Consider the following 24,623-nt stretch of genomic DNA (forward strand, 5'->3'; position numbering starts at 1 on the left):
GTTTTATGTATGTAAGAACCGCTCAACGTTTTCCATCGAGAAATGACGGCTCCATTGAACGAAGTGTCCACCTGGTACGGCAATCAATTGTACAGAAGGATGAAGCAGTCGTTCCGCTCGTTTGACATGATGGAGCGTTCGCTTCGCCTCCTTCAAATCAATTCCCGTGAAATCCGCATAATACAGGTGCGTCGGGACTTGGACGCGTCGTAACAAGTCCTTAAAATCCAATCCATCATAACCAAACAACAAGTGTAAGCCACCGGTCGAAAGACGGGCCGATTGCTCGACAGCAGAACGAATCGATAACGTCGGCTCGACCCCGATTCGTCGACAGAACAGTTGGAACCGCTCTTCAGAAAACGTGGGGTCACTCTTATTGACTTTCGTTTCAATCCAGTTCAAGAGGCGTCGTGGTGAATGGTGATACAGTAGACGTAAAAGCGGTAAGGCGAATCCGAAGATGCCATATTCCCGATATAGTAGCATAGCGTTCGGTTTATGTCCTTGGTCGAGAAGTATCAAATGCCTGACTTGGTCTGGATAATGGACTGCATAAGCCAGGGCGATGGCACCTCCCATCGAATGACCGATTAGTCGAACCGATTCAAGGTGTCGTGAGATTCGATACGTCTCGACCCAGTCCGCGAGTACTTTGGACGTGGCGAATGTATGTAGTCCCTCACTTTCACCAAATCCAGGTAGATCTAACAGGTGAACTTCGAAATCGTTATGTAATGCTTCGGCAAATAATTGGCCTTGTGACCCAGTGAATCCTCCACCGGGAAGGAAAAGTACAGGTTCACCTCGACCATGGACGGTTGCATGGAATTGTCTCACGTCATCTCTCCTTTATATAATGGAGTGCTTTCCATTCAAGTATAAAGATTGCTGGGAGTCAATTGAAGAAAAATCGCCATGTTTCTCAGGAGGCTCGCAACCAAATGTGGGTATAACATAGTGACAGGCAGATTACTGTCATCACACATCATATACGTTCTGACCTTTCAAAGGAGGAATGAGGAATGAAGCTTTCAGGAAAAACGGCAATTGTCACTGGCGCAGGTTCAGGCATGGGGCGAGCCATCGCCAAACTGTTTGCGGAAGAAGGCGCACGAGTCGTCGCCTTCGACTTGAATGAAGATGCTGTGCAGGAGGTAGTTGATGAAATCAAAGCAGCGGGTGGGGAAGTTCTTGGCATTGCTGGTAACGTGACGAATCAAACGGATATTGACAAACTCGTCGATGCGGCGAAAGACACGTTCGGCTCGGTCGACATTCTCGTCAATAACGCGGGAATCATGGACAACTTCATGACGGTGGGAGAAGTGACGGATGAATTATGGGACCGTGTCCTTGGCGTCAATTTGACCGGACCGATGAAACTTTCACGTGCCGCCATCCAAGTGATGGAGAAGCAGAACCGGGGTGGCGTCATCATCAACAATGCATCGGTCGGAGGATTATTCGGTACACGAGGTGGTGCAGCGTATGTGGCCTCAAAACATGCGTTAATCGGATTGACGAAGAACATCGCGGCGACACATGGCACGCTCGGTAAGATTCGAGCAAACGCCATCGCACCGGGTGGCGTCAATACGAATATTGGGTCAACCATCACAGCACCGAGCGAACTTGGGATGCGCGCCATTCAAGGGGCGGGGGAAGCCCCGATGGGAGAACCAGAGCAAATAGCGAACGTCGCCCTCTTTTTAGCATCGGATGATTCGAGCTTCGTGAATGGAGATGTTTTGAAAGCCGATGGTGGGTGGACCGCAAGATAAAAGAAAAGAGCCGGTTATTCGGCTCTTTTCTTTTGGTATTGTTTTCGATAGGCGAGCGGGGTGATTGCATGATGTGCTTTGAATGCCTGTACGAAGTGACTGACACTTGAGTAGCTCAGGCGATTGGCGATGTCTGCGATACCTTCCGTCAAATCTTCTAATAAAGTGGCGGCCCGCTCCATTCGCTTCATCTTTACATACGCAATAGGAGATGTGTCTCCAAAGAATACAAACAAACGAGAGCACTCACTTCGACTCACACTGCCCGCATGAGCGATTTGGGCTAATGTCGGTCTGTCCTCTATGTGAGCGTCGACATAAGCAAGCATATGACGAAGACTTTCCCGTTTGTTCTCATTCTTCATCGTTTCAGTCTCTTGCTGAATCCAGTAGCGCCAGATGACTGTACATTGAAGTGTCGCATCCATCAATGCGAGTGGACCGTCCGCAGATAAATGTTGAACGGCCCGTTCAATCGTCTGAATAATAGATTGATGACCTCGTTCCGGTTTTATCATATGTATGGACTTTTCAGTATTTAGAAATGGCGTCACATATCGCTTCGCCAACTCGGGATGGAACAAAGCAGTCGGATCAAACTCGAGCAACCTCATCGGTGATGCTTCCTCGATTTTCTCAACCATGACACTTTGTCCTCTTGCCAAGAGAACGGCCTCTCTTGGATGAAGGGTGATGCTTTCTCCGTTCACTCGAATCACGGACGTCCCAGACTTGCAAAAAAGAACAGTGAAGTGATCAGTCACCTTTAATGTCAATGATCCGTGACGAATCATCTCGATACTCTTCAAAAGAGCCATCCTCCTCGTTTCGGAAATTTCCCGACATTTCATTTCGATTGTTCACGGAGAAACACTTTGAAATGAGCATGAACTGGGACGAATCTGACATTTTTAATCATCGTTCATTAAAAGATACAATCGAGTTTCTTCTATATAAGAGTTTAAAAAATCAGCCAACCGGTAAACGCAGCATGCACGAGAATTGCAACAGGCACTCCGATTCGGAATTTCGGTTTTAGCGTCTTATGACGAAAGACGCGCATCGCCAAATAGGCACCGAACGCTCCACCGATCCATGCCATCGTCAACAATGTCCGCTCAGAAATACGCCAAGCTCCGACACGAGACCGTCGTTTATCGACAAAATATGACACAAACGCTAGTAGATTAGTCACAATGTAATATAGCAGTAATAGTTCCAAAGACCAAAACCTCCTTTTTTCTCTCTCTAGTATATCTTAAATTGGCTCTGTGAAGCCGTTTCAATAGATTGAAACAATTTTCAGAAACCTCTCATCCTCGTGAATTGTTCTGTAAATGAACTGATAACACTCTCATATCGTCCTGTAATCGCTGTGAAATATACAGGTGTTACAGTAAGGGGGCGTTAGAAAAGGGAGGAATATTCTTATGAAAAAACCACTATTGACACTAACGGCACTCGCTGGCCTTAGTTTAGGAGTCGCTGCTCCAGCTTCGGCAGCATCAACACACACAGTTCAGTCTGGAGATACACTCTATCGTATCGCCGTGAACAACAACGTCTCTGTAAACGACATCAAACAAGCGAACGGCTTAAACTCAAATATGATTTATCCGAACCAAGTCTTGAAACTTGGAAAGGCAGAAGCAAAATCACAAGCTTCTACTGCATCTAAAACGTATACAGTTAAATCAGGTGATACACTTTATCGTATCGCATTGAACCACGGGATCTCTGTCAATCAATTGATGACTTGGAACGGTCTTGATTCAGATCTTATTTTCCCTGGACAAGAGTTCGCCGTGAAAGGTGCAGCCGCTGCATCTGTAGCGAACGATGCGAAGACAACAGCACCGAAGACATCGACATCAGCACCTGTAACAAAAACTGCATCGTCTACAACGCAAACCCAAGCTCCGGCTTCAGGTCAGACAATGACAGTTGAAGCGACAGCTTATACACCATATTGTGCAGGATGTTCTGGTATCACAGCGACAGGAATCGACGTTCGTTCGAACCCGAACCAAAAAGTCATCGCGGTTGACCCTTCTGTCATTCCGCTCGGCTCTAAAGTATGGGTTGAAGGATACGGAGAAGCCATCGCAGGAGACACTGGTGGTGCCATCAAAGGAAACAAAATCGATATCTTGATGCCGACACAAGAGCAAGCACTTGCTTTCGGTCGCCAATCAATCACAATCAAAGTCTTGAACTAATTCAAGCTGATCAAAGACACTGCCATCGGGCGGTGTCTTTTTTTGTCTATACCTTCTCCCAAGGATTCTTCACTTTCGTCAGTCCGAGTCGCTTCGCGAGTGGTTTAATCGTCAATCCATGTAGGGCGACAGACGTTACGACTAAACCGAGTGTGATTGGCAACATCCGTTCCGCATCTTCAATTCCCAGTTCGGCAATCTCTTGTGCAAAGAAACCGGTCACCGTCATCGCAACAATACCTCGAGGGGCAATCCAGCTGATGAGTGCCCGCTCTTGAGCGGATAGCGGAGAACCGAGGAGCGACGTCTGCACCGAGATCGGTCGGACAAAAAATAAGATTCCGAGAATCGACAAGAGGAGAGGCCAGTCGAAAATGGCGAGTAAACTATCACGTGTCAAACTTGCCGTCAGAATGATGAAGACTGTCGAAACCAGTAAAATCGAAATGTTCTCTTTAAACTCACGAAGCTGTTTCAGAATATGCATATGTCCATGCTTTGAATTTGCCATCGTCAATCCCATTGCCGTTACAGCCAATAGCCCGACCTCGCTCATGACCCATTCACTGATTGAATATACGAGGAGGACCCCAGAGAACGTGAGGGTTGTTCTTAAATATTCAGGGACTTTCTCATTCCCGAACAAACGAATTAATAGATGTCCAACGGCAATCCCAAAGGCGATCGCGACGATACAGGACCAAAAAAATGGCAAGTGGCTCGCAAGACCGTCGTTTTGATAGAAGATGAATCCCACTCGAACGACAAAGAGTCCAATCAAGGCGCCAAGAGGATCGACGATGATCCCTTCCCATTTCAAGACTTTAGCTGGGCGTGCGGACAAGTTAGCTTGTCGAAGTAACGGAATGATGACGGTCGGTCCGGTCACGACAAAGATGGCACCGAGCGTAAATGCTGGCAACCAATGAAAATCTCCAACCATGATGAGCAAAATCGAGGTCAAGATAAAAGAAACGAATACCCCGACCGTGACGAGACGAAAGATTGATCTCCGCAAATCGTCAATCTCCCTGAATTCGAGACTGAGGCTTCCTTCAAACAGGATGAGCGCCACCGCGATGGAGATGAGTGGGCTATAAAGCTCACCGAGTATCCGATCCGGCTCCAACCAACCGAAAATCGGTCCGACTAGAATCCCTGCAACCGTCATAATCAAGATGGCTGGAAAGTCAAATCGCCAAGCGAGTAACTGCGAAAGTGCACCGATGAGGACAAGTAAGCTGAACCCAATCATCATGTCTTCCATAAGCTTCCCCCCGTTTCTTCACTTCTTCATTAATGTATACCCAAATCAGGAAAAACATTTGCTAAGATTGTTTGATTTCGGGTAAGAATTGAAAGAAAGGGAGGGATACCATGGAAGTGACTATCGGACTCATTATCGTCATCATGACTTGGCTCATCTTATTGCTTAACCTCACGTTTGCAATCACCATTATCTTTTTTGAAAGGCGTGACATTGGAACGACTTGGGCGTGGTTACTCGTCCTCTTCTTCTTGCCTCTCATCGGATTCTTCGTCTACATCTTCTTCGGTCGATTGATCAAATCTCAAAACTTTTATGAAGTCGAAGAAGAGAAACGTGAAGCGTATCATCATCATGTGGCGGAGCAACTTGACCAATTGGACCAATCCATGGCACCGTTCAATCATCCACTTCTATTGAAGCACCGACGACTCGCACGATTGAATCTCGTATCGACGAATGCGATGATGTCTTTCCAGAACGATATCGACGTCCTTCACGACGGAAAAGAGAAGTTTGATCAACTGTTTCGAGATATCGAACAGGCGACGAAAGAAGTGAACATTCAATATTACATCATCCAAAACGATGCGCTGGGTCAATCGTTAATTCGCTTATTGACCGAAAAGGCAAAACAAGGATTACGTGTCCGACTCCTCTACGATGCGGTAGGCTCGAGGGGACTGAGGCACAAACACTTTAAGGACCTGCTGGCCCACGGTGGGGAAGTCAAATCGTTCTTTCCGTCCAAACTCGGCATCAACTTCCGCGTCAACAATCGAAATCACCGAAAACTCTGCGTCGTTGACGGAGAACTTGGTTATATCGGCGGCTTCAACGTCGGGGATGAGTATCTCGGAAAGGATGAGCATTTCGGTTATTGGCGAGATGTTCACTTACGAATTTCAGGCGACGCCGTTAAGGAATTGCTCGAACGTTTCATCCTGGATTGGAATCGCTCTGTCCCGACACGAACGAAGGCACAGAAAGACGACTTTGTTTGGCCAATCGAAGGGATTGCTCGTCATGCGTCCCCGGTTCAAATCGTGACATCGGGTCCAAACTCGTCGACGGAGCATTTAAAGAATATGCTCGTCAAAATGATCACCCAGTCGAAAGAATGTATCTATATCCAGACTCCCTACTTCATCCCGGATGCAAGTTTCCTTGATGCCTGTCGAATCGCCCTGATGGCGGGTACTAAGATCAAACTGATGATCCCGAACAAGCCCGACCATATGTTTGTCTACTGGGCGACCTATGCGAACGCTGCGGAGCTCGTACGTTACGGAGCAGAAGTGTTCACGTATGAGGAAGGTTTCCTTCATGCGAAAACGCTCGTCATCGACGGAGAAGTCGCATCAATTGGGACGACGAACATCGACGCCCGAAGTTTCCGCCTCAACTTTGAAATTTCAGCGCTCGTCTTCGACAAAGACGTCGCTCAGTCCGTCATCGATGCGTTCGAGCGAGACGAGGCACGCGCTGAGCGGCTAACCATCGAACGATATGAATCGAGGACACGTTGGATTCGCTTCAAAGAGAGCGTGTCCCGCCTTCTCAGTCCAATTTTATAATGAAAAACATCCGGTCAGAAGGAACTCCTCTGCCGGATGTTTTTTAGCGTTTATTCACTTGTTCAACGAGTCGTTCGAATGAATCACTGATTGCTTGTGGCGCTTCCTTGTCCCCATACTCTGCGGCCTCTAACCAATCTGCATAAAGCCTGTGGTCCGTGAACTCGATTCGCTGCAACCAATCAGCCACCGTCTCCTCTCGATGACGTGGGTGATGCTGTTCTAACTTTCGTCCCGTCTCAAGAAGGCGAATCTGGCGAGGCGAGCGGACAATCCGCTTATCTGAGAGTGTCGGGTGGTGAATACTCCTAGGAATCATTCCATCTTCCTGGATGTCTTTTCGCTTCTGCAGATAGAAGAACAATCCTACCCCAAGAAGCAAGATCATTACAAACACTCCGATATAGAACAGCGAGTTATTCGATGCGGACGCGAGCAATGTCTCTTGCGCCACTGTCTCCGCATCTAGGTTCGGATTATCCGGTACGAGGAAGCGGTTTACGCGATCATTCGGGTCGAGTACGATTCCATCAAACCAGCTCCCGATCCACAAAAAGAATGGAGTGATCCAGGCGACGACATTACCAAACAATAGCTCTTTAATCGTACGAATGATGAGAGAGACAATCAGACCGATGCCTAGGCCTACGGTCAACATCGTCACCATCCGCTTGTAGTCGCGACGGTAATACAGGTTTCGTTGCCAAATCAAAAAGATGAACGGAAAGAGCACCATCGCGAGCGATTGCGATGCCGGGGGGAATAACCAGTCCGCCACTAAAAACAATACGCTCGCCATCGCGTAACGGTCCGTCCAATCCAACGTCCGAATGAATGCATGAACGTATGTGAATATCAAAAGCATGATGCTCATCTCATAAGAGAAATAAAGGGCACCGACGCTCAGGAACGTCTGTACAATCAGTTGTGTATTCCGAGGGAGACGAAGTGTCAATAAGAAGAGCAATGGAAACACGTGCCCAATGTAAAATGCTGCGAAGACCCACCATAACCATCTCATTGACCGTCACCCCCCAAGCGGAGAATCGACTGATTCCCACTGTATTTGGCGACCTTTCGTTCAAACAAGGAGCGAGCAAGCGGAAAATCACTCTCGGACAGACAAGCGAACGTCGTCATAATCTTCCGAAAATGTACCTCACCACTTCCCGGTTGAAGGTCATACGTGATTCCATCCTTCGTAAGCGTCGGGACAATCAGACCGTAACTCGCATTTTCTTTCTCGAAATCACGGCATAATGCGGCAGCTTGCGAGATGAGGCGCTCCATCTGATAGGTGAGGGCACGCCCATCCTTCGTCAACAAGTCGAGGACGATGACATATTCATTTGCTTGTACCGGTTGCTCGGTACGGGCCAGCAGTTCGCCCGTCTTCGCATAGGCAGACCAATATAGCTGTCGCATCGGTTGCCCATGATATGGAGTGACCGATTGGAACGTCTCCGGGTCACGATAGGCACTATGACGAACCATCTCCTCACCTGGGAGAGTAGGGGGACGTTTCGGAATCGGATAGGGCGAAAACTCTGGGAAGACATAGCCGATGCGTGGGAGTGAGTCCTCTTTATAGAGCGAGAACATGCGTAACGGATCCCGAATTTCCATCCCGATAGCCTCTAGGCGGATAGGACCTCGCTTCTTCGCATGGAGCGGGATTGTGAAGTCGACAGTCGCATTCGTCTCGACAAAGTTCTCCTGCCGCCAAAACGCATGTCCTTCTGATTCCACGGTGGGATGCAAATAGCCGGATAGGCGGACAACGCCAAGCGGGACTTTTGCCGTCGACACAAGTTTCAAGACATAGACGGCCTCGTCGTTCGGAAAGAGTTTCATCTCCTCAGTGAGGTCGACATGGATTTGTTCTGCCAATCGAAACATAAAAGATGGCATGACCAGTGCATAGAGACTGAATCCAATCAATAGACTGGCAATCAAGACGTTCCCATAAAGTGCCGTAAAGACCCCGACGACGAACAGGAGCCACATATAGCCGGACTCGAGATAGCGTGGGCTGACTAACTGCATCTTACACCTCTGAGGGGACCGGGATGGTCTCGAGTACAGATTTGATCAACTTTGACGGCTTCGTCTTCAGCGACGCTTCGACCGTCAAGACGATTCGATGCCCTAAAATCGGAAGCGCGAGTGCCCGAATATCTTCTGGTGAGACATAGTCGCGTCCTTCCATATAGGCATGAGCCCGAGCCGCCATCGTATACGCGAGCGTCGCACGTGGACTTGGTCCAACCTCGATGTCACGATGATGACGAAGTGACTCCATCAAATCCAGTAAGTAATCCTCCATCGCCTCGTGGAATCGGACATCTCGTACCTCTTGTTGCATCTTCAACAATTCGTCCTGTTGCAGAGAGAAAGATTCTGAAGCGAGGTGCTCATTGCGAATCAGTCGTCGTTCGGAATCTCGCGAGAGGGGAGCAAGTGTCAATTTGAATAAGAAACGGTCCAATTGAGCCTGCGGGAGCGGAAACGTCCCTTGTCCATCGAATGGGTTTTGAGTGGCAATCATAAAGAATGGTTCCGGTAGCTTGAGCGACACTTCCCCGAGTGTCACTTGACGTTCCTGCATCGCCTCAAGCAACGCAGATTGTGTACGTGGCGTCGTCCGGTTAATCTCATCGACAAGTAGAATCGATGTGAAAATCGGACCCGTCCGACGTTCGAACGCTCCGGTCGTCGGATTGAATAACTCCATTCCTAAAATATCACTTGGCAATGTATCCGGGGTACACTGTACACGCTGAAATGTCGCTGATATCGAACTTGCCAAACTACGGGCAAGTGTAGTCTTCCCCGTACCGGGACGGTCCTCGAGTAAAACGTGACCTCCTGATAGTAATGCAATCGAAGCGAGCTTGATGGCTTTCGATTGACCAATGACTTGATTATTCAAATGTGAAACCCATGGATGGTTCATTCAAAATCCCCCTATATTTTTCTGATAATTAAGAAAATCATAGCATAATCGGTTCAGGAGATGTATCAAAAATCCATTTCACTAAAAAAGACCGACCGGCATAAGCCAGTCAGTCAACGTTTTGGAGAATCCAAGTATCGTTCAAAATGACGTTCGAGCCATTCTTGGAAAAAGGACATGAACGTACAGATTGCCCAGTAGATCAACGCCACGACGATATACACTGTCATGTAGTCGAACTCTCGTCCACCGACGATCTTGGCCTTATTAAATATCTCAGGTACCGTGATCATCGCAGCGAGCGAACTCGCTTTAATCAGATCGAGAAAAACGTTCGAGAGCGGCGGAAGGGCGATCCGTGTCGCCTGCGGTAAGACGACCCCCTTCAATGTCAACCATTTCCCCATCCCGAGTGAACGAGCCGCCTCAACCTGTCCGTCATCGACCGCGCGAATCGAGGAGCGGATGATCTCAGCGATATAGGCGGCAGAATTCAGACTAAATCCGAGAATGGCTGCCGTCAAAGCGGCGAACTCGATTCCGATGAACGGGAATCCCGAATAGAGGATGAACAGAATGATCAAGATGGGGACTCCACGCATGAACGAGATATAGAAAGTCGACGGATAGCGAAGGAGTCGTGTCGGAGACAACTTCCCGAGCGCCAGCAAAAGACCAAGCAGGAGACCAAAAAACATGCTGATGAACGAGATCCAAAGCGTATTCGGTAACCCGCCCAACAGGTAAGGAAACGATTGGATCGCCAGGTCTACGTCAAAGATGGCGTCCCATTTGACATCTGAGAACGACATGCCAACATTACTTCGTTTCGACGATTGTTGCGTCTACGTCAGGTTCTACCGAAACATCGGCACCATTATAGAATTGCTCAGATAGTTCTTTGACTGTACCATCTTCAAGCATTTCATCTAGTACACGGTCGATGTTCTCCTGGAGCTCGTCATTTTCTTTATCCATCAAAAATGCTACTTCTTGCGGGTTATAGGCGATATCCGGATGAATCGTGATATCGAACTCAGGGAAGAATGCAAGTGCCAACGTTTGAAGATAATAGTCGTTCAAGATGACATCGGTCCGTCCCGTTGAAACGTCGCGCAAGTACTGGTCGTTCGTGGCGTTGTCATAGATGACTTCTTCTGCTCCATACTTTCGAGCCACATCCATGAAGACAGTCGTCGCCTCACCAGCGGCTTTCTTGCCTTTCAAATCCTCGAGTGATTCAATTCCAGAGAGGTCGCTCTTGCGAACGATAGCAGTCCCGTAAGTGTATTTATACGGTTTTGAGAAGGCGAACTTCTCTTGACGGTCTTCTGTTACCGAGATATCATTTGCAGCGATGTCGATTTGACCGTTCTGAACACTCGTTAACATGTTGTCAAATGCCATTTCTTTGAACTCGATTTCGAGATCAAGGCGTTTGGCGACTTCTTTCATGAGTTCGACATCGAAACCTGTCAACGTATCGCTCTCTTCTTCACGGAAAGAAGCGGGGTAGAGGGTGCCGGCAGTTCCGACCGTCAATGTGCCTTCTTCTTGAATCTCTTCCCAGCGTGTCGTATCTGCTTGATTCGTGCTATCATCACCACAAGCGGCAAGAGGGATTGCTAAAAATAAAGTTGCTGCCAAACCTTTAGTCGTTCGTTTCACAAGAATTCCTCCTTAAGATGGTTCATCTGTCTAAAAATAGCATGACTTCAGCGGTCTAGCAACTGTGAAACATAGTTTAAACAGGTGAATTTAAAATTTGAAACGTTTATTCATAAAGCGTTATCATTCCGATGAATGCTAAATTCACAACAATGATACAGAAGTAAAATTAAATTGAGACAGAATCAATGAGCCTTATATTACATTCTGGAAAGTAAAATGAGATGAATGAAGAACTAATACGCAATAGAGGAGGCGGAGCGGATGAGTATGATTCGAATCAGAGCCCTAGATGAGGCGCATGTTCACATTGTGAATGATGCAAATGATCCTTTTCCAATCATCGGACGGATAGTTCCCAGTTACATAAACGGTCAATGGTCTTATGTTGAAGAGCTAGATGTCGTGACGAAAGAAACCTCATTTCCAGAAGACCGGATTGATTGGACGCAGTATATCGAACATGACAATCGAATCGTCTTTTTAGCGATGGACGCTGATGAATGTGTCGGACAAATCCGACTCGTGAAGGATTGGAGTCGCTTTGCATACATTGAAAATATCGCGATCCGTCAAACATATCGTAAACGTGGGATTGGACAAATGTTGATCGAAACAGCCGAACAGTGGGCAAAAGAGAAACGGATGATTGGTTTGTCGCTTGAAGCTCAGAACGATAATCTCATTGCTTGTCGTTTCTATGAAAGACAGGGATTTCAACTTGGTGGCGTCGATTCAACAAAACAATATGCAAATCCACAAATTGAATTGACCTTGTACTGGTACAAGATTTTTAAGGAATAGGGAACTTCAGTCAGAGCAATTTTTTGCTCTATTTTTTACTAGTTTACATAACATATATTATCAGTAAAAATAATATCTCATCTCATTATCTTAGTATACTTATGATAGTGAGATGAGATTTGAATTTAAGACGTATGCGTATACCGGATCAATGTGACGCCATGTTCTGGTTCGAATTCGGCACTCGGTTCAAATCCAAGTTTCGTATACAGACGCTTCGCCGGTCCGTTATGCTTGCCCGTATGCACGTAAATCAACTTTCCTTTGTGAATGCTCAATATGTGTTCGAGTAACGTCGTCGCCAGTCTCGCCCGAAAGTATGTCGGGTCGATACATAGTTTCGTGATTTCAACAGTTTTCTCAGATGCTTCCACCGTGACAAACCCAATCAACCGCTCCTCGATATATAAGCCATAACTCGTGCCTGGTAAGTTTTGAATGACATCAATCGTCTCATAGCGCGCTGGGATTTCGTCAAACCCGAGCAGTTCCGCTTCGACCGCATAAGCGTTACGTTGAATCTCGAGCATCTGTTGGGCTTGCTCAAATTGATGAATGGCAACTTCTTTCAGCTGCATGGTGCAACCCTCCCGTTAACGGATAAACTTTCTCGCCTGCTTCCGTTTCGCCCGTTTCAACGCCAAATAGAGCCGGTGTGTCCCTTTGAGTGGCGGACCATGCCCTACGAAGGTAAGGAGTGGTGACAAGTCCACTAGGCGCTCCGCGCTCTCGACGGCTACGGACCGATTCCATGTCGCGAGTCCTGGTAATGGGAATAACGGCCGAACATCTCCCGCCACCGCTGCCCCTCCCTGAGTTTGAAAAGCGTCACCTGCAAATAATACCCGATTTACCTCGTCATAGTACGCAATCGACCCTGGTGTATGACCCGCTGCATCGAGGACACGTAAACCGAATAACCGCTCACCAATATCTAGTACCGCATCCGGTGTAGAACGAATCGTCGGCAAAGAACCACGAATCTTGTTCTGCTCTTCTTCCTCTAGCGACCGATCTCCCGATAAGAGGCGGGCATCACGTCGGGAGATGAAGAGTTCAGCGAGCGGATGTTCTGCTTTGATCGCGTCTACCCCACCGATATGATCCCCATGAGCATGCGTTAACAATATCGCGAGGAGTGGCTTGTCGAGTTCGGCGATATATGACAGGATATCAGTCGCGTTCCGCTCCAGCGCCGTGTCGATCAAGACGAGTCCGAGCTCATGCTCAAACAGTTGAACGTTGATTGGCAGTACGGGAGCGTAAAAGGTCAGTTGATGGATATGTCCATATCGTCTTACTTGCATCATTGAGCCTCCTAGTCGAATAAAGTGGTCCAGTCTTCTTCTTGCCAATGTGCGTCAAAGCACATATGAATCTGTTCGATCGTATTGCGGGCAAGGGAGAGATCAGGTAAATCGTCTCGTTCAAAGAAACCGACGTCACTCGTCTCCACGCCGGCGCTCCCCTCCCCGTCACCAATCAGTGCACACTCGATGAAAAGTTTGTAATAATGCTCCGAGAGAGGTGGGTGTGGATGTTCATGCATATCGAACAAGGCGAGCAACCGTACTGGAATCACATCCAGGCCAGCCTCTTCCTCTACTTCTTTGATGATATTCGAGGCAGGAGAGCGATTCACTTCACAGAAACCGCCGGGTAAGGTCCACAACCCATCTGACCGCTCCTTCACGAGCAGGATTCGGTCATCTTTGAAGATGACGCCTCGCACATCAAGTTTCGGAGTCGGATAACCGTCCACATGAACGAGTTGTAAGATAGCCTCGTTCGATAAGTCCGAGTGCCGTTCATACATCTCTCTTACGATTTCTTGTAACTCTTCGTACCGTTCTCGGTCATATTGATCACGCGTGAACGTCAGACCGGCCTGAGACAGCGCCTGAATCCGTTTCGCCCACGTCAGCCATTGAGACATATAGATCCCCCTATCTTTTGTCCTACATGTCTTTTTCGGCAAATTGATGCATTCTTCCTTTTCATAACTCACATTCTCTGACATCAGTTTTCAATCACGTATACTAAAAGAAAATGGAGGTGAGATGTTGAGGATACGCTATGAATTAATCAGATTCAGAAAAGATCTCGCACGTTATACCATGTCCGACTTGCGATACAAGCATGCCCCGAGCATCTGGTCCATTGGACAAATGTTTGACCATCTCATTTTGGTCGCAGAGGAGTATTTAGAAGAGGCCGACCGCTGCCTACGTGGTGAGGGTGAACTCGGTGAAGAGAAGACGTCTTTTGGAGAAAAGTTGTTCGAACGGGGAGACTTTCCACCGATAAAAATCGAGCTCCCACCTGAGATGAATCAACCACCGAAAAATACTGACTCGAAAGATCGATTGCGAGAACGCATGACCATCTTAATCTCAAAGATGGATACGTTGGAATCCCGTTTGAACGATGCAGATGACAATCGAAAGACGCTTCACGGTGGGTTCGGCTGGCTGAATGCGAGAGAATGGTTCAACCTCATCGAGATGCACACGCTGCACCATCGACGACAACAACACGATCTAGAGACATGGCTACGACAAAAAGACCTGTGAACGGCGAATCAGCCAAATCACAGGTCTTTTGATTAATCGAGATACACGTCCTCGATTTCACCGAACGAGTCTTCGTCAAAGACGAACGAGCCGTTGGCATAGCGATCGAGTAGCGTAAGGGTTTTTGTCTTTACTTGTTTTGCTTTTTCTTTTCCGACGATATGAAGCGTCTCATCCCCATGTACCGGAAGCACACGACGGATTTGGTGCGGTTTTGATTTGACCTCACGAATGAGCATCGTCCCCCGAAGGTTGCGGTTCGTACAGTCGAACTGGTCCTCGAGCTTCATCTTCTTGACCGCTCCCCGTTGCGTCACGAGAACGAATAATGGTGGCGTGAAGAAGGAGAAGGCATCGGCGACGAGGTCACCGTCTTTCAGGTTCATCGCCTTCACACCGGCTGCCCGCTGTCCGACGACAGGGACATCATCCTCTTTGAACCAGAGCCCGTATCCACGCTCTGAAACAAGGAACAACTGCCCTGGACCGTCACTGATCCCGGCGAAGACGACCTCGTCGTCACCTTTCAGCTTCAAGGCCATGAGTGGTTTCGATTTCCGCTGCGCGTCGTAGTCGCGTAACGGTGTACGTTTGACCATCCCGTCTTTCGTCACGAAGAGGCAATGGGCGTCCGTATCAAACGTCGAGACGACGTCTGCCGAGATAACCTGTTCCCCTTCAATCGGAACGAGGTTGGCCACGTGTTGTCCGGCATCCTTCCACTTCGATTCTGGAATCTGATGGATCGGGATGAGGAGGTAGCTGCCCTTGTTCGTCCAGACGAGCAAGTGGTCCGTCGTCATGGCTTGAGTCGTAAGGAGTGGACGATCCTTTTCTTTCATCTCCGGTAAAACGTCACTCGACGCTCCATACGAACGCATCGAGGCACGTTTGACGTACCCGTCACGGCTGACGAATACCATCGTCTCTTCGACAGCAATCATAACTTCCGTCTTCAGTTTTAATTCCTCAACTTCCGACTCGATGACCGAACGACGGTCATCTCCGAACTCGTCACGCAATGCCGTAAGTTCTTTCACGATCAACTTCCGTTTTGTCGCGTCCACGTCGAGGATGTTTGAGAGGCGGGCAATCTCTTTTTGGAGCGCCTTTGCTTCTTTTTGCAACTCGACGATGTCCGTATTCGTGAGTCGATACAATTGGAGCATGACGACGGCTTCGGCTTGTCGTTCCGTGAATGAGAACCGCTCCATCAGTTTCTTCTTCGCGTCCGCCTTGTCTTTGGCGGAACGGATCAATTCGAGTGTCTCATCGAGGACCGAGATGGCTTGTTCTAAGGCATCGACGATTTCAGCACGTTTCTTCGCCTGCTCGAGTTCGAACGTCGTCCTGCGCGTCACGACCTCTTCGACATGCTTCAAATAGGCATCGATGATTGGGATGATTCCCATCTGCTTCGGCGTCCGGTTCACGATCGAGACCATATTATAGTTATAGGCGAGTTGCAAGTCCGTATGCTTCAAAAAGAAGTGAAGCACACCTTCTGCGTCGGCCTCTTTCTTCAATTCGATGACGACCCGAAGTCCCGTCCGATCTGTTTCGTCACGGACTTCTGCGACGCCTTCGACCTTTTTATCGAGGCGGAGCTCTTCCATTTTTTTGACGAGGTTCGCCTTATTCACTTCATACGGAAGTTCTGTGATCGTGATCTGTTCACGGCCACCTTTTAATTGCTCAATCTCGGACTTCGCCCGGATGATGACCTTCCCTTTACCGGTCTCGAACGCCTTTAGGATACCGTCTTTACCCATGACCGTCCCCCCGGTCGGGAAGTCAGGACCTGTGACATACTCGAGCGCATCTTTAGCGATATCGACCTGGCCATTCAAACGTGCGATGGCAAGGTTGAGGACTTCTGTCAAATTATGCGGTGGGATCTCCGTCGCATAACCGGCTGAAATCCCTGTCGTTCCGTTCATGAGCAGGTTCGGGAGGAGCGACGGCAAGACGAGCGGTTCTTCCGTTGAATCGTCAAAGTTCGGCGTGTAATCGACCGTATTCTTCGCAATTGACGTCAACATGACACCCGCAATCTTCGAGAGACGGGCTTCCGTGTAACGCATGGCCGCCGCCGGGTCACCATCCATCGATCCGTTGTTCCCATGCATGTCGATGAGCGGATACCGGAGTTTCCAATCTTGCGAGAGACGTACCATCGCCTCATAGACGGACGAGTCACCGTGCGGGTGATAGTTCCCGATGACGTTCCCGACCGTCTTCGCAGACTTCCGATACGGCTTATCGTTCGTATTCCCCTCGTGGTGCATCGCATATAGAATCCGGCGCTGTACAGGCTTGAGTCCGTCACGTGCGTCCGGTAAGGCGCGGTCTTGGATGATATATTTTGAGTAACGCCCGAACCGGTCTCCAACGACCTGTTCGAGAGATAGGTTTAAAATGTGTTGAATCGTCGACATTGTTACATCACTTCCTCAATCGCTTTAGTCACATGTTCATTGGCGATGATCGAATCATCTTCCTGGAGTCCGAAGGCGACGTTCTCCTCAATCCATTCACGACGGTGCGTGACATTGTCGCCCATCAGGACAGACACACGCTTATCCGCAACGGCCGCATCGTCGACTGTGACACGGATGAGTGTACGAGTGTCCGGGTTCATCGTCGTCTCCCATAACTGGTCCGCGTTCATCTCGCCAAGACCTTTGTAGCGTTGGAGGATATAGCCTTTCTTATACACTTTGACGAGCTTCTCTAGTGCCTCTTCGTCCCAGGCATAGTCGAACTGTTCGGACTTGCCTTTCCCTTTTGAGATGCGATAGAGCGGTGGCAAGGCAACGAACACGCGGCCCGCCTCGACGAGCGGTCGCATATAACGGAAGAAGAACGTGAGGAGGAGCACCTGGATGTGTGCACCGTCCGTGTCGGCATCCGTCATGATGATGACCTTGTCGAAGTTACAGTCGTCCAAATCAAAATCGTGACCGACCCCGGCGCCGATCGCATGGATGATCGTGTTGATCTCTTCGTTTTTCATGATGTCCTGGAGTTTCGACTTCTCCGAGTTGATGACCTTCCCGCGCAGCGGCAGGATAGCCTGGAATGTACGGTCCCGCCCTTGTTTGGCTGAACCACCGGCCGAGTCACCCTCGACGAGAAAGAGCTCGTTCTTAGCAGCATTCTTTGACGTCGCAGGCGTCAATTTTCCGTTCAAGATGCTCGAGCGTTTCTTTTTCTTCCCGTTACGGGCCTCTTCCCGTGCCTTGCGGGCCGCCTCGCGAGCCTGTGCCGCACGAATCGCCTTCTTGATGAGCATCGTCGCCATCTGAGGGTTCTCTTCTAGGAAGATCGTCAACTGTTTCGCCATGACGCTGTCAGCGCTCGCACGTGCCTCCGGTGACCCGAGTTTCGACTTCGTCTGCCCCTCGAACTGGAGGAATTCCTCCGGGATCCGGACCGACACGATGAGCGTGAGTCCCTCACGGACGTCGCCGCCGTCGAGATTTTTATCTTTCTCTTTGAGTAAACCGTTCTTCCGTGCATATTCGTTCATGATTCGGGTCATCGCCGTCTTGGCACCGACCTCGTGCGTTCCACCATCGCGTGTCCGGACGTTGTTGACGAACGAGAGCACATTTTCGGAATAGGCGTCCGTGAACTGAAACGCGAGTTCGATCTCGATCTCATTCTCGACCCCTTCGAAATAGACGATTGGGTGGAGTGTCGCCTTATCGTCGTTCAAGTATTGGACGAACTCGGCAATCCCTTCCTCGTAATGGAACGTCTCTTGCTTCTCCGTACGCTCATCAGTGAGCGTGATCGTCAATCCTTTTAAGAGGAAAGCCGATTCACGGAGGCGTTCGGCGAGCGTGTCATAGTTATACGTCGTCGTTGAGAAGATGGTCGCATCCGGTTTGAAATAGACACTCGTGCCGGTTTGGCGTGTCTTGCCTGTCTCAATCAGTGTCGTTTGAGGCACACCGCCGTCTGCAAAGGTCTGTTCGAACACTTTTCCGTCACGATAAATCGTCACGACGACCTTGCTTGATAGGGCGTTGACGACCGAAGCACCGACGCCGTGGAGTCCACCAGACGTCTTGTATCCACCTTGTCCGAACTTTCCTCCAGCGTGAAGGACCGTAAAAATGACTTCTGGGGTAGGCTTTCCAGAGGCGTGCATTCCTGTCGGCATCCCGCGGCCGTGGTCACGGACCGTGATGGCATCGTCCTTATGAATCGTCACATCGATTTGACCACCGAACCCAGCGAGCGCCTCATCGATCGCGTTGTCGACGATCTCATAGACGAGATGGTGAAGTCCGCGATGGTCGGTTGACCCGATGTACATCCCCGGTCGTTTCCGCACGGCCGTGAGTCCTTCGAGCACCTGGATGGCGTCTTCATTGTAATTAAATAGATCTGTTGACATAGCAGTCACCTCAATTTCGAACACACGTTCGTTTTTCTTTCCTATTGTATAGCTGTTCATCGATTCTGGCAAGCCTCCCTTGTCAGCCATCGCTGAAAAAAAGGAGACCTACCAAGGAGGTAGGTCTTATCCGAGTAGACGAGCATGCTCCACGTACAGGCAGCGGTTCTCGATATAATCGAGCCCGGCGTCACGCACGATTTGCTCCGCCTCAGCACTTGAGAGACCGAGCTGGTTGAAGACGAGCCCGACATCCCCATGTCGTACCGCATCTTCCGCGACACCCGCTAAAAATTCGCTGCGACGGAACACGTCGACGATATCGATTCTACCCGGGATGCTCTCGACGGACGGATACGCCTTACGACCGTTCCACTCCTCGAGCATCGGGTTGACAGGGATGACGGTATACCCGACACGAAGCAAATACTCCGCAATCTGGTTGGCCGTCTTGTTCGGGTTGTCGGACACACCGACGACCGCGATGGTCTTCGCTTCAGACAAAAGTTGCTTCAAACGCTGATCATCCATCCAAAATCCCCCTTTGGTTTACGCTTACAGTGTAACGTTACCTTCCTTCCTGTTTCAAGTCTTATTTTCATCATAAGGTATAATGACTCAACATTACAATTTCAAGACAAACCAATATGGTTTACATAACAAATTATTGTCTACCATTTATTTTGCTATAAAATCAATCAGTCGATTAACCACTCGATTGAGATACAATCACGCAATTCATGTACATTGCGTGAAATATCTATTTCACGCAATAATACATACGAGATAAGAGCGTTTTTTGAATCCGTTTTTCGGACATTTATATAAATTTGTTCATTGTTTCGTTATACTAAAAGAAAGGAGGTGTGCGATGGGAACAACCTATGAAACTCGTCGAGGAACACTATATAATGAACGTATTACTTTTTACGGCAACGTTATCGCCTGGTTGGTTCACTTCCTATTTTGCATCTTGTTTTATCGTCTGGATTTGACTCTCTTATTCCTATCAAATGGCTTGAGTGTGATCTACTACACGATTTCATTCTATTTTGTACATAAAAGGTGGTACGGAATTTTCTTTGCCGGACTTTTTATCGAAGTCGTTTACAACGCCGTCATCTCGACTGTTATACTCGGCTGGGAGATCAACATGCATTATTTTATCCTCATGATGGCATACGGTGTCTTTTTCATGCCAAGCGTATCAAGAGGCCAACGCATCTTGACCACGGCCATCGCGATGCTGATTTATAGCCTTCTATTCATCTATGTATCTGACGGCATCGAGACCTTACCGATACAGATAGAACAAGCGCTCGGACTCTTTTGTATCCTATCGACCGTGATGATGATTGCAGGGCTCTCCTTTATCTTTGAGTCAGCCGTTGTCGAAGTGACAGATGAACTCGAACAATCTAATGAGCGGTTGCAAATTCTCGCCTCGACGGATGGATTGACCGGACTATTGAACCGAAAAGTCGGGCATGAACAGGTTTCCAAAGCAATCGACAAAGCCGCTCATGAAGGCGTTCCATACGCACTCGTCCTCGGTGACATTGATCGATTCAAATCATTTAACGAGACTTACGGACATGATTGTGGGGACCGGGTGCTACAACAAGTCGCCAGCATCCTATCCGACGTCGACGGCATTGTAGTCCGATGGGGAGGCGAGGAATTCCTGATTTTCTTTTCGAGTCCATGCGATAACTTCCTTACAATCACCGAACAATTGAGACAGCAAATCGAGTCGATTCCTCTCTATTACGCAGGAGAACGTCTTCATGTCACAATGACATTCGGACTTGCGGTTCGTGTTGGTCACGATACGGTCGAAGAGATCGTCAAAGAAGCGGACAACTTCCTTCGTGAAGGGAAGCGTAGCGGAAAGAATCAAGTGAGAACTACATGAAGAAAGGAGCATTCTATGAGTATTTTCCGTCAACTTGGACAGCGGCAGACACCGACGACGACGAAACGCTTCGAGTTGAACGGGTTGCACCGACTACCCGCATTCATCCAACAGTTTTTTCATCATTTAGCAGCGAAGCATTATTCCAAACAGACGGCCCAGCGCTATGTGTATGACGTTTTAGATTTCTTTCGTTGGGTCGAGCACGTGAGTGGAACGGAGTTAGAACCTGAAACGATTGACTTGCCATCATTCACAGAGATTGACTATGCCGGAGCAGAAGCGTATGCGACTTATCTTGCCCTCGAGCTCGAAAACGCTCCGAGCGTCATCAATCGGAAGCTTTCAACGTTACAGTCACTCTTCAATTACTTAATCGAGACCAATCAGGCAACGGTGAATCCTTTTCAAACCGTAGAACGTCCGAAACGCGGCAAACGGAACCCCGTCTATTTGACGGAATCGGAGTGGCTCGACTTCTCGACGCTCGTACGTAGCAACGTCGGCATGACGAATCGCGAGGCGAGTTGGTACGAAATGAATCGCGCGCGAGACTTTTTAATCATACAGTTACTTGGACTGACAGGAATGCGCGTATCCGAGCTTGTCGGACTCAATTGGTCCGATATAAACCTTGAGACCGGAACGATTCGGGTCATCGGTAAAGGCAATAAGGAACGCTTGATCCCCATCGCAGGACCACTTCTTCCGCTCCTCACTGAGTATCGCCACACGTCGAGCGAAGGGGCGGTGTTCCAAAATGAGAAGGGACAACGAATCGCTGTACGGACGGTTCAGCATATGTTGAAAGGGCATATTGACCGCTTAAAGCCTTACTTGCCGTTCTTGAGCCATAAACAGGTAACGCCACATAAGCTCCGTCACACGTTCGCTTCGCGTCTCGCCATGGGGGGCGTCGATGTGCTCACGATTCAACAGCTTCTCGGGCATGAATCTGTGGCAACGACACAAGTCTATGCCCATATCGGAGATGAACGGAAAAAACACGCAATATCAGGTTTACAATAATATGTTATGTAAACTATATATCCAAATATAACCACCACCTATATAATGGGTAGTGGTTATATTTATGTGCTGGACATTGACAAAATCAAAATGGCATCATCGATGACCATAAAATAGGCATTGTCATAAGTGAGACGTTCTTCCGATTCTAAATCGAAAATCACGACCCCGCTCGTAAGTCCTTCCGTATATTCATGGACGAGATAGCGGCGACCGATGACGCGTTCGAACGGTTCCACGTCGATATAACGCGCACCGGTTGCGAGGTCAATGACTTCTGAGTGCATATCCGTCTCATCAACTTTGATGAAAATCGTCGAACTTATATCGTCGTAAGTGAAATCAATCGGTTCATAAGCACCCCAATCGACGACCGATACTTCATGCAAGACATCGGGAGCCGTCAAATCATAGATGACTTCCTTATTTAACGAGTCAACAAAAGCGGAGAATCGAAGCGTCCCTTCATTTTCTCCGAGATATTGGACCGTGTCCCCTTCCCCTTGTAGACGAAGGACATCATCGAATGGCAATTCGTCCCGATGATCCCATATCGCCTCGACCGCCTCTTCAAGTGGGCAAATCAATAATGCCTCGGAATGGTCAATCGGGTCGTCAGGAGAGATGCGCCCATCATCGAGTGCATTATAATAGTCAAACTCATCGAGTCTTGCGTTACAGACGATGTATGGAACACCGGCGAATGTGGTCGTAAACAAATATAATTCTCGGAATCGTTCCGTCTTACCGACGAGGCGCTCATCTCGGATACGCTCCCGTTGATTGGTCACCCGGTCATAAAGCCATGCTTCATCCGATGATTCAAACACCGTCAAAAAGAGGAAGTAACGATGATCCAATACCCAGAACAATGTGCTATTCCCACGCTTCTCAAACGTCGTGACAACTTCTTCGGTGCCTGACTTGTAAGAGAAGGCAATCAATTCTGTCTTGACTACCCCTTCACCGTCTGGAACCTCATTTATAAAGTAGACGATGTCTCCATCGACGAAAAGCTTGGGATAACCATAATCCGCGTACTCCCTTCGGTTCAATTGTGTGATCACACCGTCCTCTTCGTCAAAGCGATAGAGCGAGAATGTCGTTCGATCCATCTTCTCGCGATAGTAGACAGAGGAAGGGGTAATGGCGATCACATCTTCATGATCGATTGGCATGGCTCGTGCGTCAACGATTCTCATAAAGCACCTCTCTCTTGTCCGGATTCAGCGGGTTCGACTGTAACAAGCCCAGGTGGTCGTTTCGGGAACGTGATACGAAGATGAGCATATTCAATCACATCCTGATGCGGATGATTCTTGTCGATCCAGCGAATCCGTTGTTGATTCGCGAGAGCATGTCCAATCTTTTCTTCCATTTGGAATTTGGAGATGTCACGAAACGCGACTTCTTGAATGTACGTCTCTTCATCGGTCTCAAACTGTTGCCAGATCCCCATGATCAATTGACCGAGGGCTGAGACACGCCGTTCAGGGAGCGTGATTGTCCCTAGTGTTCGACTCACTTCCTTCAGACACTCGTTCGGGTCGTCCGAGGCGGCAAATAGTCGTTTTGCCGTATTGTTCATGACGCGATAGCGACGTTTCCCACTTTCGAGCCTGAGCACCTGCGCGTACGGTTCAACCGGTACACCATGAAAAAAGGTTTCGGTCCCACCCCATGCGAATCCAAACGACGGATCGAACTTCCGGATTGTCTGCATGAAGGACATCATAAAGTCCTCGACTTCTCGCCTTTCGAGTCGAAGCCATTCGGCCAGGGCGAGGGTTCCTTTCTCTTTCGAAATCCGATCCACCGGGAAGAAGAGCTCACCATCCGATAGACGATGAGGTTTCAATTCGACACCGTCCGCACGATAATCGGTCGACGGCCTCCCCCCTCTCCCTGCGTATATAACCCACTCATCCTCTGTGCTTTCGATGGCATAGGCTTGATGTGCCCATGGCGGCGTCACGTATAAGGCTGGATACTCTTCAAAGGTGTCAAGGTGAATGTACGACCGGTCATTCCAAAGGTGGGCGACGAGACGCACGACCTCCCCTGTCTCCGAATCTTTCGGAGCGATGTAATTTCCCGTATCCCCGATAAACGTCAAGATATGAAAACCATATCCGTTATAAAGGTGACGCACAATCCGTTCAAAGACGGCGGTCACCATGCGTTCAAATAACGGATGGTCTTCATTCCGATCGAGCGTTGGCGAATCGACCGTACACATGAGCCAACCCATCCGCTCATATAAACGGACTCGGAGCGGATAAGAGATCAATGGAGAAGAACTCGCAAGAATCTCAGTCAAGCGGATATTGGACATGTTTTCGACTTGCAAGGTGAAGCCGCTACGCCTTAACTGTTCCTCCATCTTTTTCTTCCAGTTGATCGTCTCCATCCCATCCACTCAC

At 48.7% G+C, this 24,623-nt stretch carries 24 protein-coding genes; 7 read left to right on the forward strand and 17 right to left on the reverse strand.

Features of this window, described 5'->3' with window-relative positions:
- Positions 1-3: 3 nt before the first annotated feature.
- Positions 4-840: an alpha/beta fold hydrolase gene (locus ACFO4U_RS03955; protein WP_215243930.1), complete on the reverse strand. Its 837-nt coding sequence runs from the start codon at positions 838-840 to the stop codon at positions 4-6.
- A 185-nt stretch (positions 841-1,025) separates the two neighbouring features.
- On the opposite strand from ACFO4U_RS03955, the gene ACFO4U_RS03960 reads away from it, so the two are divergent.
- Positions 1,026-1,784: a glucose 1-dehydrogenase gene (locus ACFO4U_RS03960; RefSeq protein WP_215243929.1), complete on the forward strand. Its 759-nt coding sequence runs from the start codon at positions 1,026-1,028 to the stop codon at positions 1,782-1,784.
- A gap of 14 nt (positions 1,785-1,798) precedes the next feature.
- Here the strand turns inward: ACFO4U_RS03960 and ACFO4U_RS03965 are convergent, their stop codons facing one another.
- On the reverse strand, positions 1,799-2,593 hold the full coding sequence (locus ACFO4U_RS03965; RefSeq protein ID WP_215243928.1) for a helix-turn-helix transcriptional regulator: 795 nt from the start codon (positions 2,591-2,593) through the stop codon (positions 1,799-1,801).
- 152 nt (positions 2,594-2,745) lie between these two features.
- Entirely contained in the window at positions 2,746-3,006 is a 261-nt protein-coding gene (locus tag ACFO4U_RS03970; protein ID WP_159562313.1) for a DUF1294 domain-containing protein, read from the reverse strand.
- A 208-nt stretch (positions 3,007-3,214) separates the two neighbouring features.
- Between ACFO4U_RS03970 and ACFO4U_RS03975 the strand changes: the two genes are divergently transcribed.
- On the forward strand, positions 3,215-4,003 hold the full coding sequence (locus ACFO4U_RS03975; protein ID WP_159562314.1) for a LysM peptidoglycan-binding and 3D domain-containing protein: 789 nt from the start codon (positions 3,215-3,217) through the stop codon (positions 4,001-4,003).
- Between the two features lie 46 nt (positions 4,004-4,049).
- Here the strand turns inward: ACFO4U_RS03975 and ACFO4U_RS03980 are convergent, their stop codons facing one another.
- Positions 4,050-5,270 carry a cation:proton antiporter gene (locus ACFO4U_RS03980; RefSeq protein ID WP_214690899.1) on the reverse strand — a complete coding sequence of 407 codons (1,221 nt, stop codon included), beginning with the start codon at positions 5,268-5,270 and terminating at the stop codon, positions 4,050-4,052.
- 110 nt (positions 5,271-5,380) lie between these two features.
- Between ACFO4U_RS03980 and cls the strand changes: the two genes are divergently transcribed.
- Positions 5,381-6,847: a cardiolipin synthase gene (gene cls / locus ACFO4U_RS03985; RefSeq protein WP_214690898.1), complete on the forward strand. Its 1,467-nt coding sequence runs from the start codon at positions 5,381-5,383 to the stop codon at positions 6,845-6,847.
- A gap of 43 nt (positions 6,848-6,890) precedes the next feature.
- On the opposite strand, the gene ACFO4U_RS03990 is transcribed toward cls, so the two are convergent.
- The 5 genes from ACFO4U_RS03990 to ACFO4U_RS04010 all read right to left on the reverse strand — a co-directional run bounded on the left by ACFO4U_RS03990 (position 6,891) and on the right by ACFO4U_RS04010 (position 11,471).
- Positions 6,891-7,868 (reverse strand): hypothetical protein, encoded by a 978-nt coding sequence (locus tag ACFO4U_RS03990; protein ID WP_214690897.1) that lies wholly within the window; start codon positions 7,866-7,868, stop codon positions 6,891-6,893.
- Positions 7,865-8,893 (reverse strand): DUF58 domain-containing protein, encoded by a 1,029-nt coding sequence (locus tag ACFO4U_RS03995; protein ID WP_012726320.1) that lies wholly within the window; start codon positions 8,891-8,893, stop codon positions 7,865-7,867. Before ACFO4U_RS03995 ends, ACFO4U_RS03990 begins: the two co-directional genes overlap by 4 nt.
- Before the next feature lies 1 nt (position 8,894).
- Positions 8,895-9,803, reverse strand: a complete 909-nt coding sequence (locus ACFO4U_RS04000) for an AAA family ATPase (RefSeq protein ID WP_215243927.1) — start codon at positions 9,801-9,803, stop codon at positions 8,895-8,897.
- Between the two features lie 113 nt (positions 9,804-9,916).
- Positions 9,917-10,615, reverse strand: coding sequence for an amino acid ABC transporter permease (locus ACFO4U_RS04005; RefSeq protein WP_074037007.1), 699 nt, complete (start codon positions 10,613-10,615; stop codon positions 9,917-9,919).
- A 7-nt stretch (positions 10,616-10,622) separates the two neighbouring features.
- Entirely contained in the window at positions 10,623-11,471 is an 849-nt protein-coding gene (locus tag ACFO4U_RS04010; RefSeq protein ID WP_215243926.1) for a transporter substrate-binding domain-containing protein, read from the reverse strand.
- A gap of 264 nt (positions 11,472-11,735) precedes the next feature.
- Between ACFO4U_RS04010 and ACFO4U_RS04015 the strand changes: the two genes are divergently transcribed.
- Positions 11,736-12,275, forward strand: a complete 540-nt coding sequence (locus tag ACFO4U_RS04015) for a GNAT family N-acetyltransferase (RefSeq protein ID WP_159562319.1) — start codon at positions 11,736-11,738, stop codon at positions 12,273-12,275.
- Between the two features lie 125 nt (positions 12,276-12,400).
- On the opposite strand, the gene ACFO4U_RS04020 is transcribed toward ACFO4U_RS04015, so the two are convergent.
- Genes ACFO4U_RS04020 through ACFO4U_RS04030 form a run of 3 tightly spaced genes read right to left on the reverse strand, consistent with a single transcriptional unit; the run spans position 12,401 to position 14,211 of the window.
- A complete protein-coding gene (locus tag ACFO4U_RS04020) occupies positions 12,401-12,853 on the reverse strand; it encodes a GNAT family N-acetyltransferase (protein WP_012726325.1) in 453 nt (150 codons plus the stop codon).
- 15 nt (positions 12,854-12,868) lie between these two features.
- Positions 12,869-13,582, reverse strand: a complete 714-nt coding sequence (locus ACFO4U_RS04025; RefSeq protein WP_012726326.1) for an MBL fold metallo-hydrolase — start codon at positions 13,580-13,582, stop codon at positions 12,869-12,871.
- Between the two features lie 11 nt (positions 13,583-13,593).
- Complete coding sequence (locus ACFO4U_RS04030; RefSeq protein ID WP_215243925.1) at positions 13,594-14,211, reverse strand: NUDIX hydrolase; 618 nt, start codon at positions 14,209-14,211, stop codon at positions 13,594-13,596.
- 124 nt (positions 14,212-14,335) lie between these two features.
- Here ACFO4U_RS04030 and ACFO4U_RS04035 point away from each other — a divergent pair, with 124 nt between their 5' ends.
- Positions 14,336-14,848, forward strand: coding sequence for a DinB family protein (locus ACFO4U_RS04035; RefSeq protein ID WP_215243924.1), 513 nt, complete (start codon positions 14,336-14,338; stop codon positions 14,846-14,848).
- Positions 14,849-14,880: 32 nt separating this feature from the next.
- Here the strand turns inward: ACFO4U_RS04035 and parC are convergent, their stop codons facing one another.
- The 3 genes from parC to ACFO4U_RS04050 form a co-directional block, all read right to left on the reverse strand.
- Positions 14,881-17,286, reverse strand: a complete 2,406-nt coding sequence (gene parC / locus ACFO4U_RS04040) for a DNA topoisomerase IV subunit A (RefSeq protein ID WP_214690891.1) — start codon at positions 17,284-17,286, stop codon at positions 14,881-14,883.
- 2 nt (positions 17,287-17,288) lie between these two features.
- The gene (parE, locus tag ACFO4U_RS04045) at positions 17,289-19,256 is read right to left on the reverse strand and encodes a DNA topoisomerase IV subunit B (protein ID WP_074037925.1); all 1,968 of its coding nucleotides are present in this window, start codon (positions 19,254-19,256) and stop codon (positions 17,289-17,291) included.
- 126 nt (positions 19,257-19,382) lie between these two features.
- On the reverse strand, positions 19,383-19,787 hold the full coding sequence (locus ACFO4U_RS04050) for a CoA-binding protein (RefSeq protein ID WP_074037001.1): 405 nt from the start codon (positions 19,785-19,787) through the stop codon (positions 19,383-19,385).
- Between the two features lie 340 nt (positions 19,788-20,127).
- Here ACFO4U_RS04050 and ACFO4U_RS04055 point away from each other — a divergent pair, with 340 nt between their 5' ends.
- Positions 20,128-21,171 carry a GGDEF domain-containing protein gene (locus ACFO4U_RS04055; RefSeq protein ID WP_215243923.1) on the forward strand — a complete coding sequence of 348 codons (1,044 nt, stop codon included), beginning with the start codon at positions 20,128-20,130 and terminating at the stop codon, positions 21,169-21,171.
- A 15-nt stretch (positions 21,172-21,186) separates the two neighbouring features.
- The gene (locus ACFO4U_RS04060) at positions 21,187-22,200 is read left to right on the forward strand and encodes a tyrosine-type recombinase/integrase (RefSeq protein WP_215243922.1); all 1,014 of its coding nucleotides are present in this window, start codon (positions 21,187-21,189) and stop codon (positions 22,198-22,200) included.
- Positions 22,201-22,262: 62 nt separating this feature from the next.
- Here the strand turns inward: ACFO4U_RS04060 and ACFO4U_RS04065 are convergent, their stop codons facing one another.
- Together ACFO4U_RS04065 and ACFO4U_RS04070 are read right to left on the reverse strand one after the other, a co-directional pair.
- Complete coding sequence (locus ACFO4U_RS04065) at positions 22,263-23,402, reverse strand: hypothetical protein (RefSeq protein ID WP_215243921.1); 1,140 nt, start codon at positions 23,400-23,402, stop codon at positions 22,263-22,265.
- A complete protein-coding gene (locus ACFO4U_RS04070) occupies positions 23,399-24,610 on the reverse strand; it encodes a hypothetical protein (protein WP_214690887.1) in 1,212 nt (403 codons plus the stop codon). The genes ACFO4U_RS04065 and ACFO4U_RS04070 overlap by 4 nt, the downstream gene beginning before the upstream one ends.
- Positions 24,611-24,623: the final 13 nt, after the last annotated feature.

The organism is Exiguobacterium profundum, from assembly GCF_042652865.1.
Classification (GTDB): domain Bacteria; phylum Bacillota; class Bacilli; order Exiguobacteriales; family Exiguobacteriaceae; genus Exiguobacterium; species Exiguobacterium profundum.

What these genes read in the sequence shown, in the direction of transcription:
- ACFO4U_RS03960 (WP_215243929.1), top strand. Translation starts at nt 1,026, where the DNA reads ATGAAGCTTTCAGGAAAAACGGCAATTGTCACTGGCGCAGGTTCAGGC.
- ACFO4U_RS03975 (WP_159562314.1), top strand. Translation starts at nt 3,215, where the DNA reads ATGAAAAAACCACTATTGACACTAACGGCACTCGCTGGCCTTAGTTTA.
- ACFO4U_RS03980 (WP_214690899.1), bottom strand. Translation starts at nt 5,270, where the DNA reads ATGGAAGACATGATGATTGGGTTCAGCTTACTTGTCCTCATCGGTGCA.
- cls (WP_214690898.1), top strand. Translation starts at nt 5,381, where the DNA reads ATGGAAGTGACTATCGGACTCATTATCGTCATCATGACTTGGCTCATC.
- ACFO4U_RS03990 (WP_214690897.1), bottom strand. Translation starts at nt 7,868, where the DNA reads ATGAGATGGTTATGGTGGGTCTTCGCAGCATTTTACATTGGGCACGTG.
- ACFO4U_RS03995 (WP_012726320.1), bottom strand. Translation starts at nt 8,893, where the DNA reads ATGCAGTTAGTCAGCCCACGCTATCTCGAGTCCGGCTATATGTGGCTC.
- ACFO4U_RS04000 (WP_215243927.1), bottom strand. Translation starts at nt 9,803, where the DNA reads ATGAACCATCCATGGGTTTCACATTTGAATAATCAAGTCATTGGTCAA.
- ACFO4U_RS04005 (WP_074037007.1), bottom strand. Translation starts at nt 10,615, where the DNA reads ATGTCGTTCTCAGATGTCAAATGGGACGCCATCTTTGACGTAGACCTG.
- ACFO4U_RS04015 (WP_159562319.1), top strand. Translation starts at nt 11,736, where the DNA reads ATGAGTATGATTCGAATCAGAGCCCTAGATGAGGCGCATGTTCACATT.
- ACFO4U_RS04020 (WP_012726325.1), bottom strand. Translation starts at nt 12,853, where the DNA reads ATGCAGCTGAAAGAAGTTGCCATTCATCAATTTGAGCAAGCCCAACAG.
- ACFO4U_RS04025 (WP_012726326.1), bottom strand. Translation starts at nt 13,582, where the DNA reads ATGCAAGTAAGACGATATGGACATATCCATCAACTGACCTTTTACGCT.
- ACFO4U_RS04030 (WP_215243925.1), bottom strand. Translation starts at nt 14,211, where the DNA reads ATGTCTCAATGGCTGACGTGGGCGAAACGGATTCAGGCGCTGTCTCAG.
- ACFO4U_RS04035 (WP_215243924.1), top strand. Translation starts at nt 14,336, where the DNA reads ATGTTGAGGATACGCTATGAATTAATCAGATTCAGAAAAGATCTCGCA.
- parC (WP_214690891.1), bottom strand. Translation starts at nt 17,286, where the DNA reads ATGTCGACGATTCAACACATTTTAAACCTATCTCTCGAACAGGTCGTT.
- parE (WP_074037925.1), bottom strand. Translation starts at nt 19,256, where the DNA reads ATGTCAACAGATCTATTTAATTACAATGAAGACGCCATCCAGGTGCTC.
- ACFO4U_RS04050 (WP_074037001.1), bottom strand. Translation starts at nt 19,787, where the DNA reads ATGGATGATCAGCGTTTGAAGCAACTTTTGTCTGAAGCGAAGACCATC.
- ACFO4U_RS04055 (WP_215243923.1), top strand. Translation starts at nt 20,128, where the DNA reads ATGGGAACAACCTATGAAACTCGTCGAGGAACACTATATAATGAACGT.
- ACFO4U_RS04060 (WP_215243922.1), top strand. Translation starts at nt 21,187, where the DNA reads ATGAGTATTTTCCGTCAACTTGGACAGCGGCAGACACCGACGACGACG.
- ACFO4U_RS04065 (WP_215243921.1), bottom strand. Translation starts at nt 23,402, where the DNA reads ATGAGAATCGTTGACGCACGAGCCATGCCAATCGATCATGAAGATGTG.
- ACFO4U_RS04070 (WP_214690887.1), bottom strand. Translation starts at nt 24,610, where the DNA reads ATGGAGACGATCAACTGGAAGAAAAAGATGGAGGAACAGTTAAGGCGT.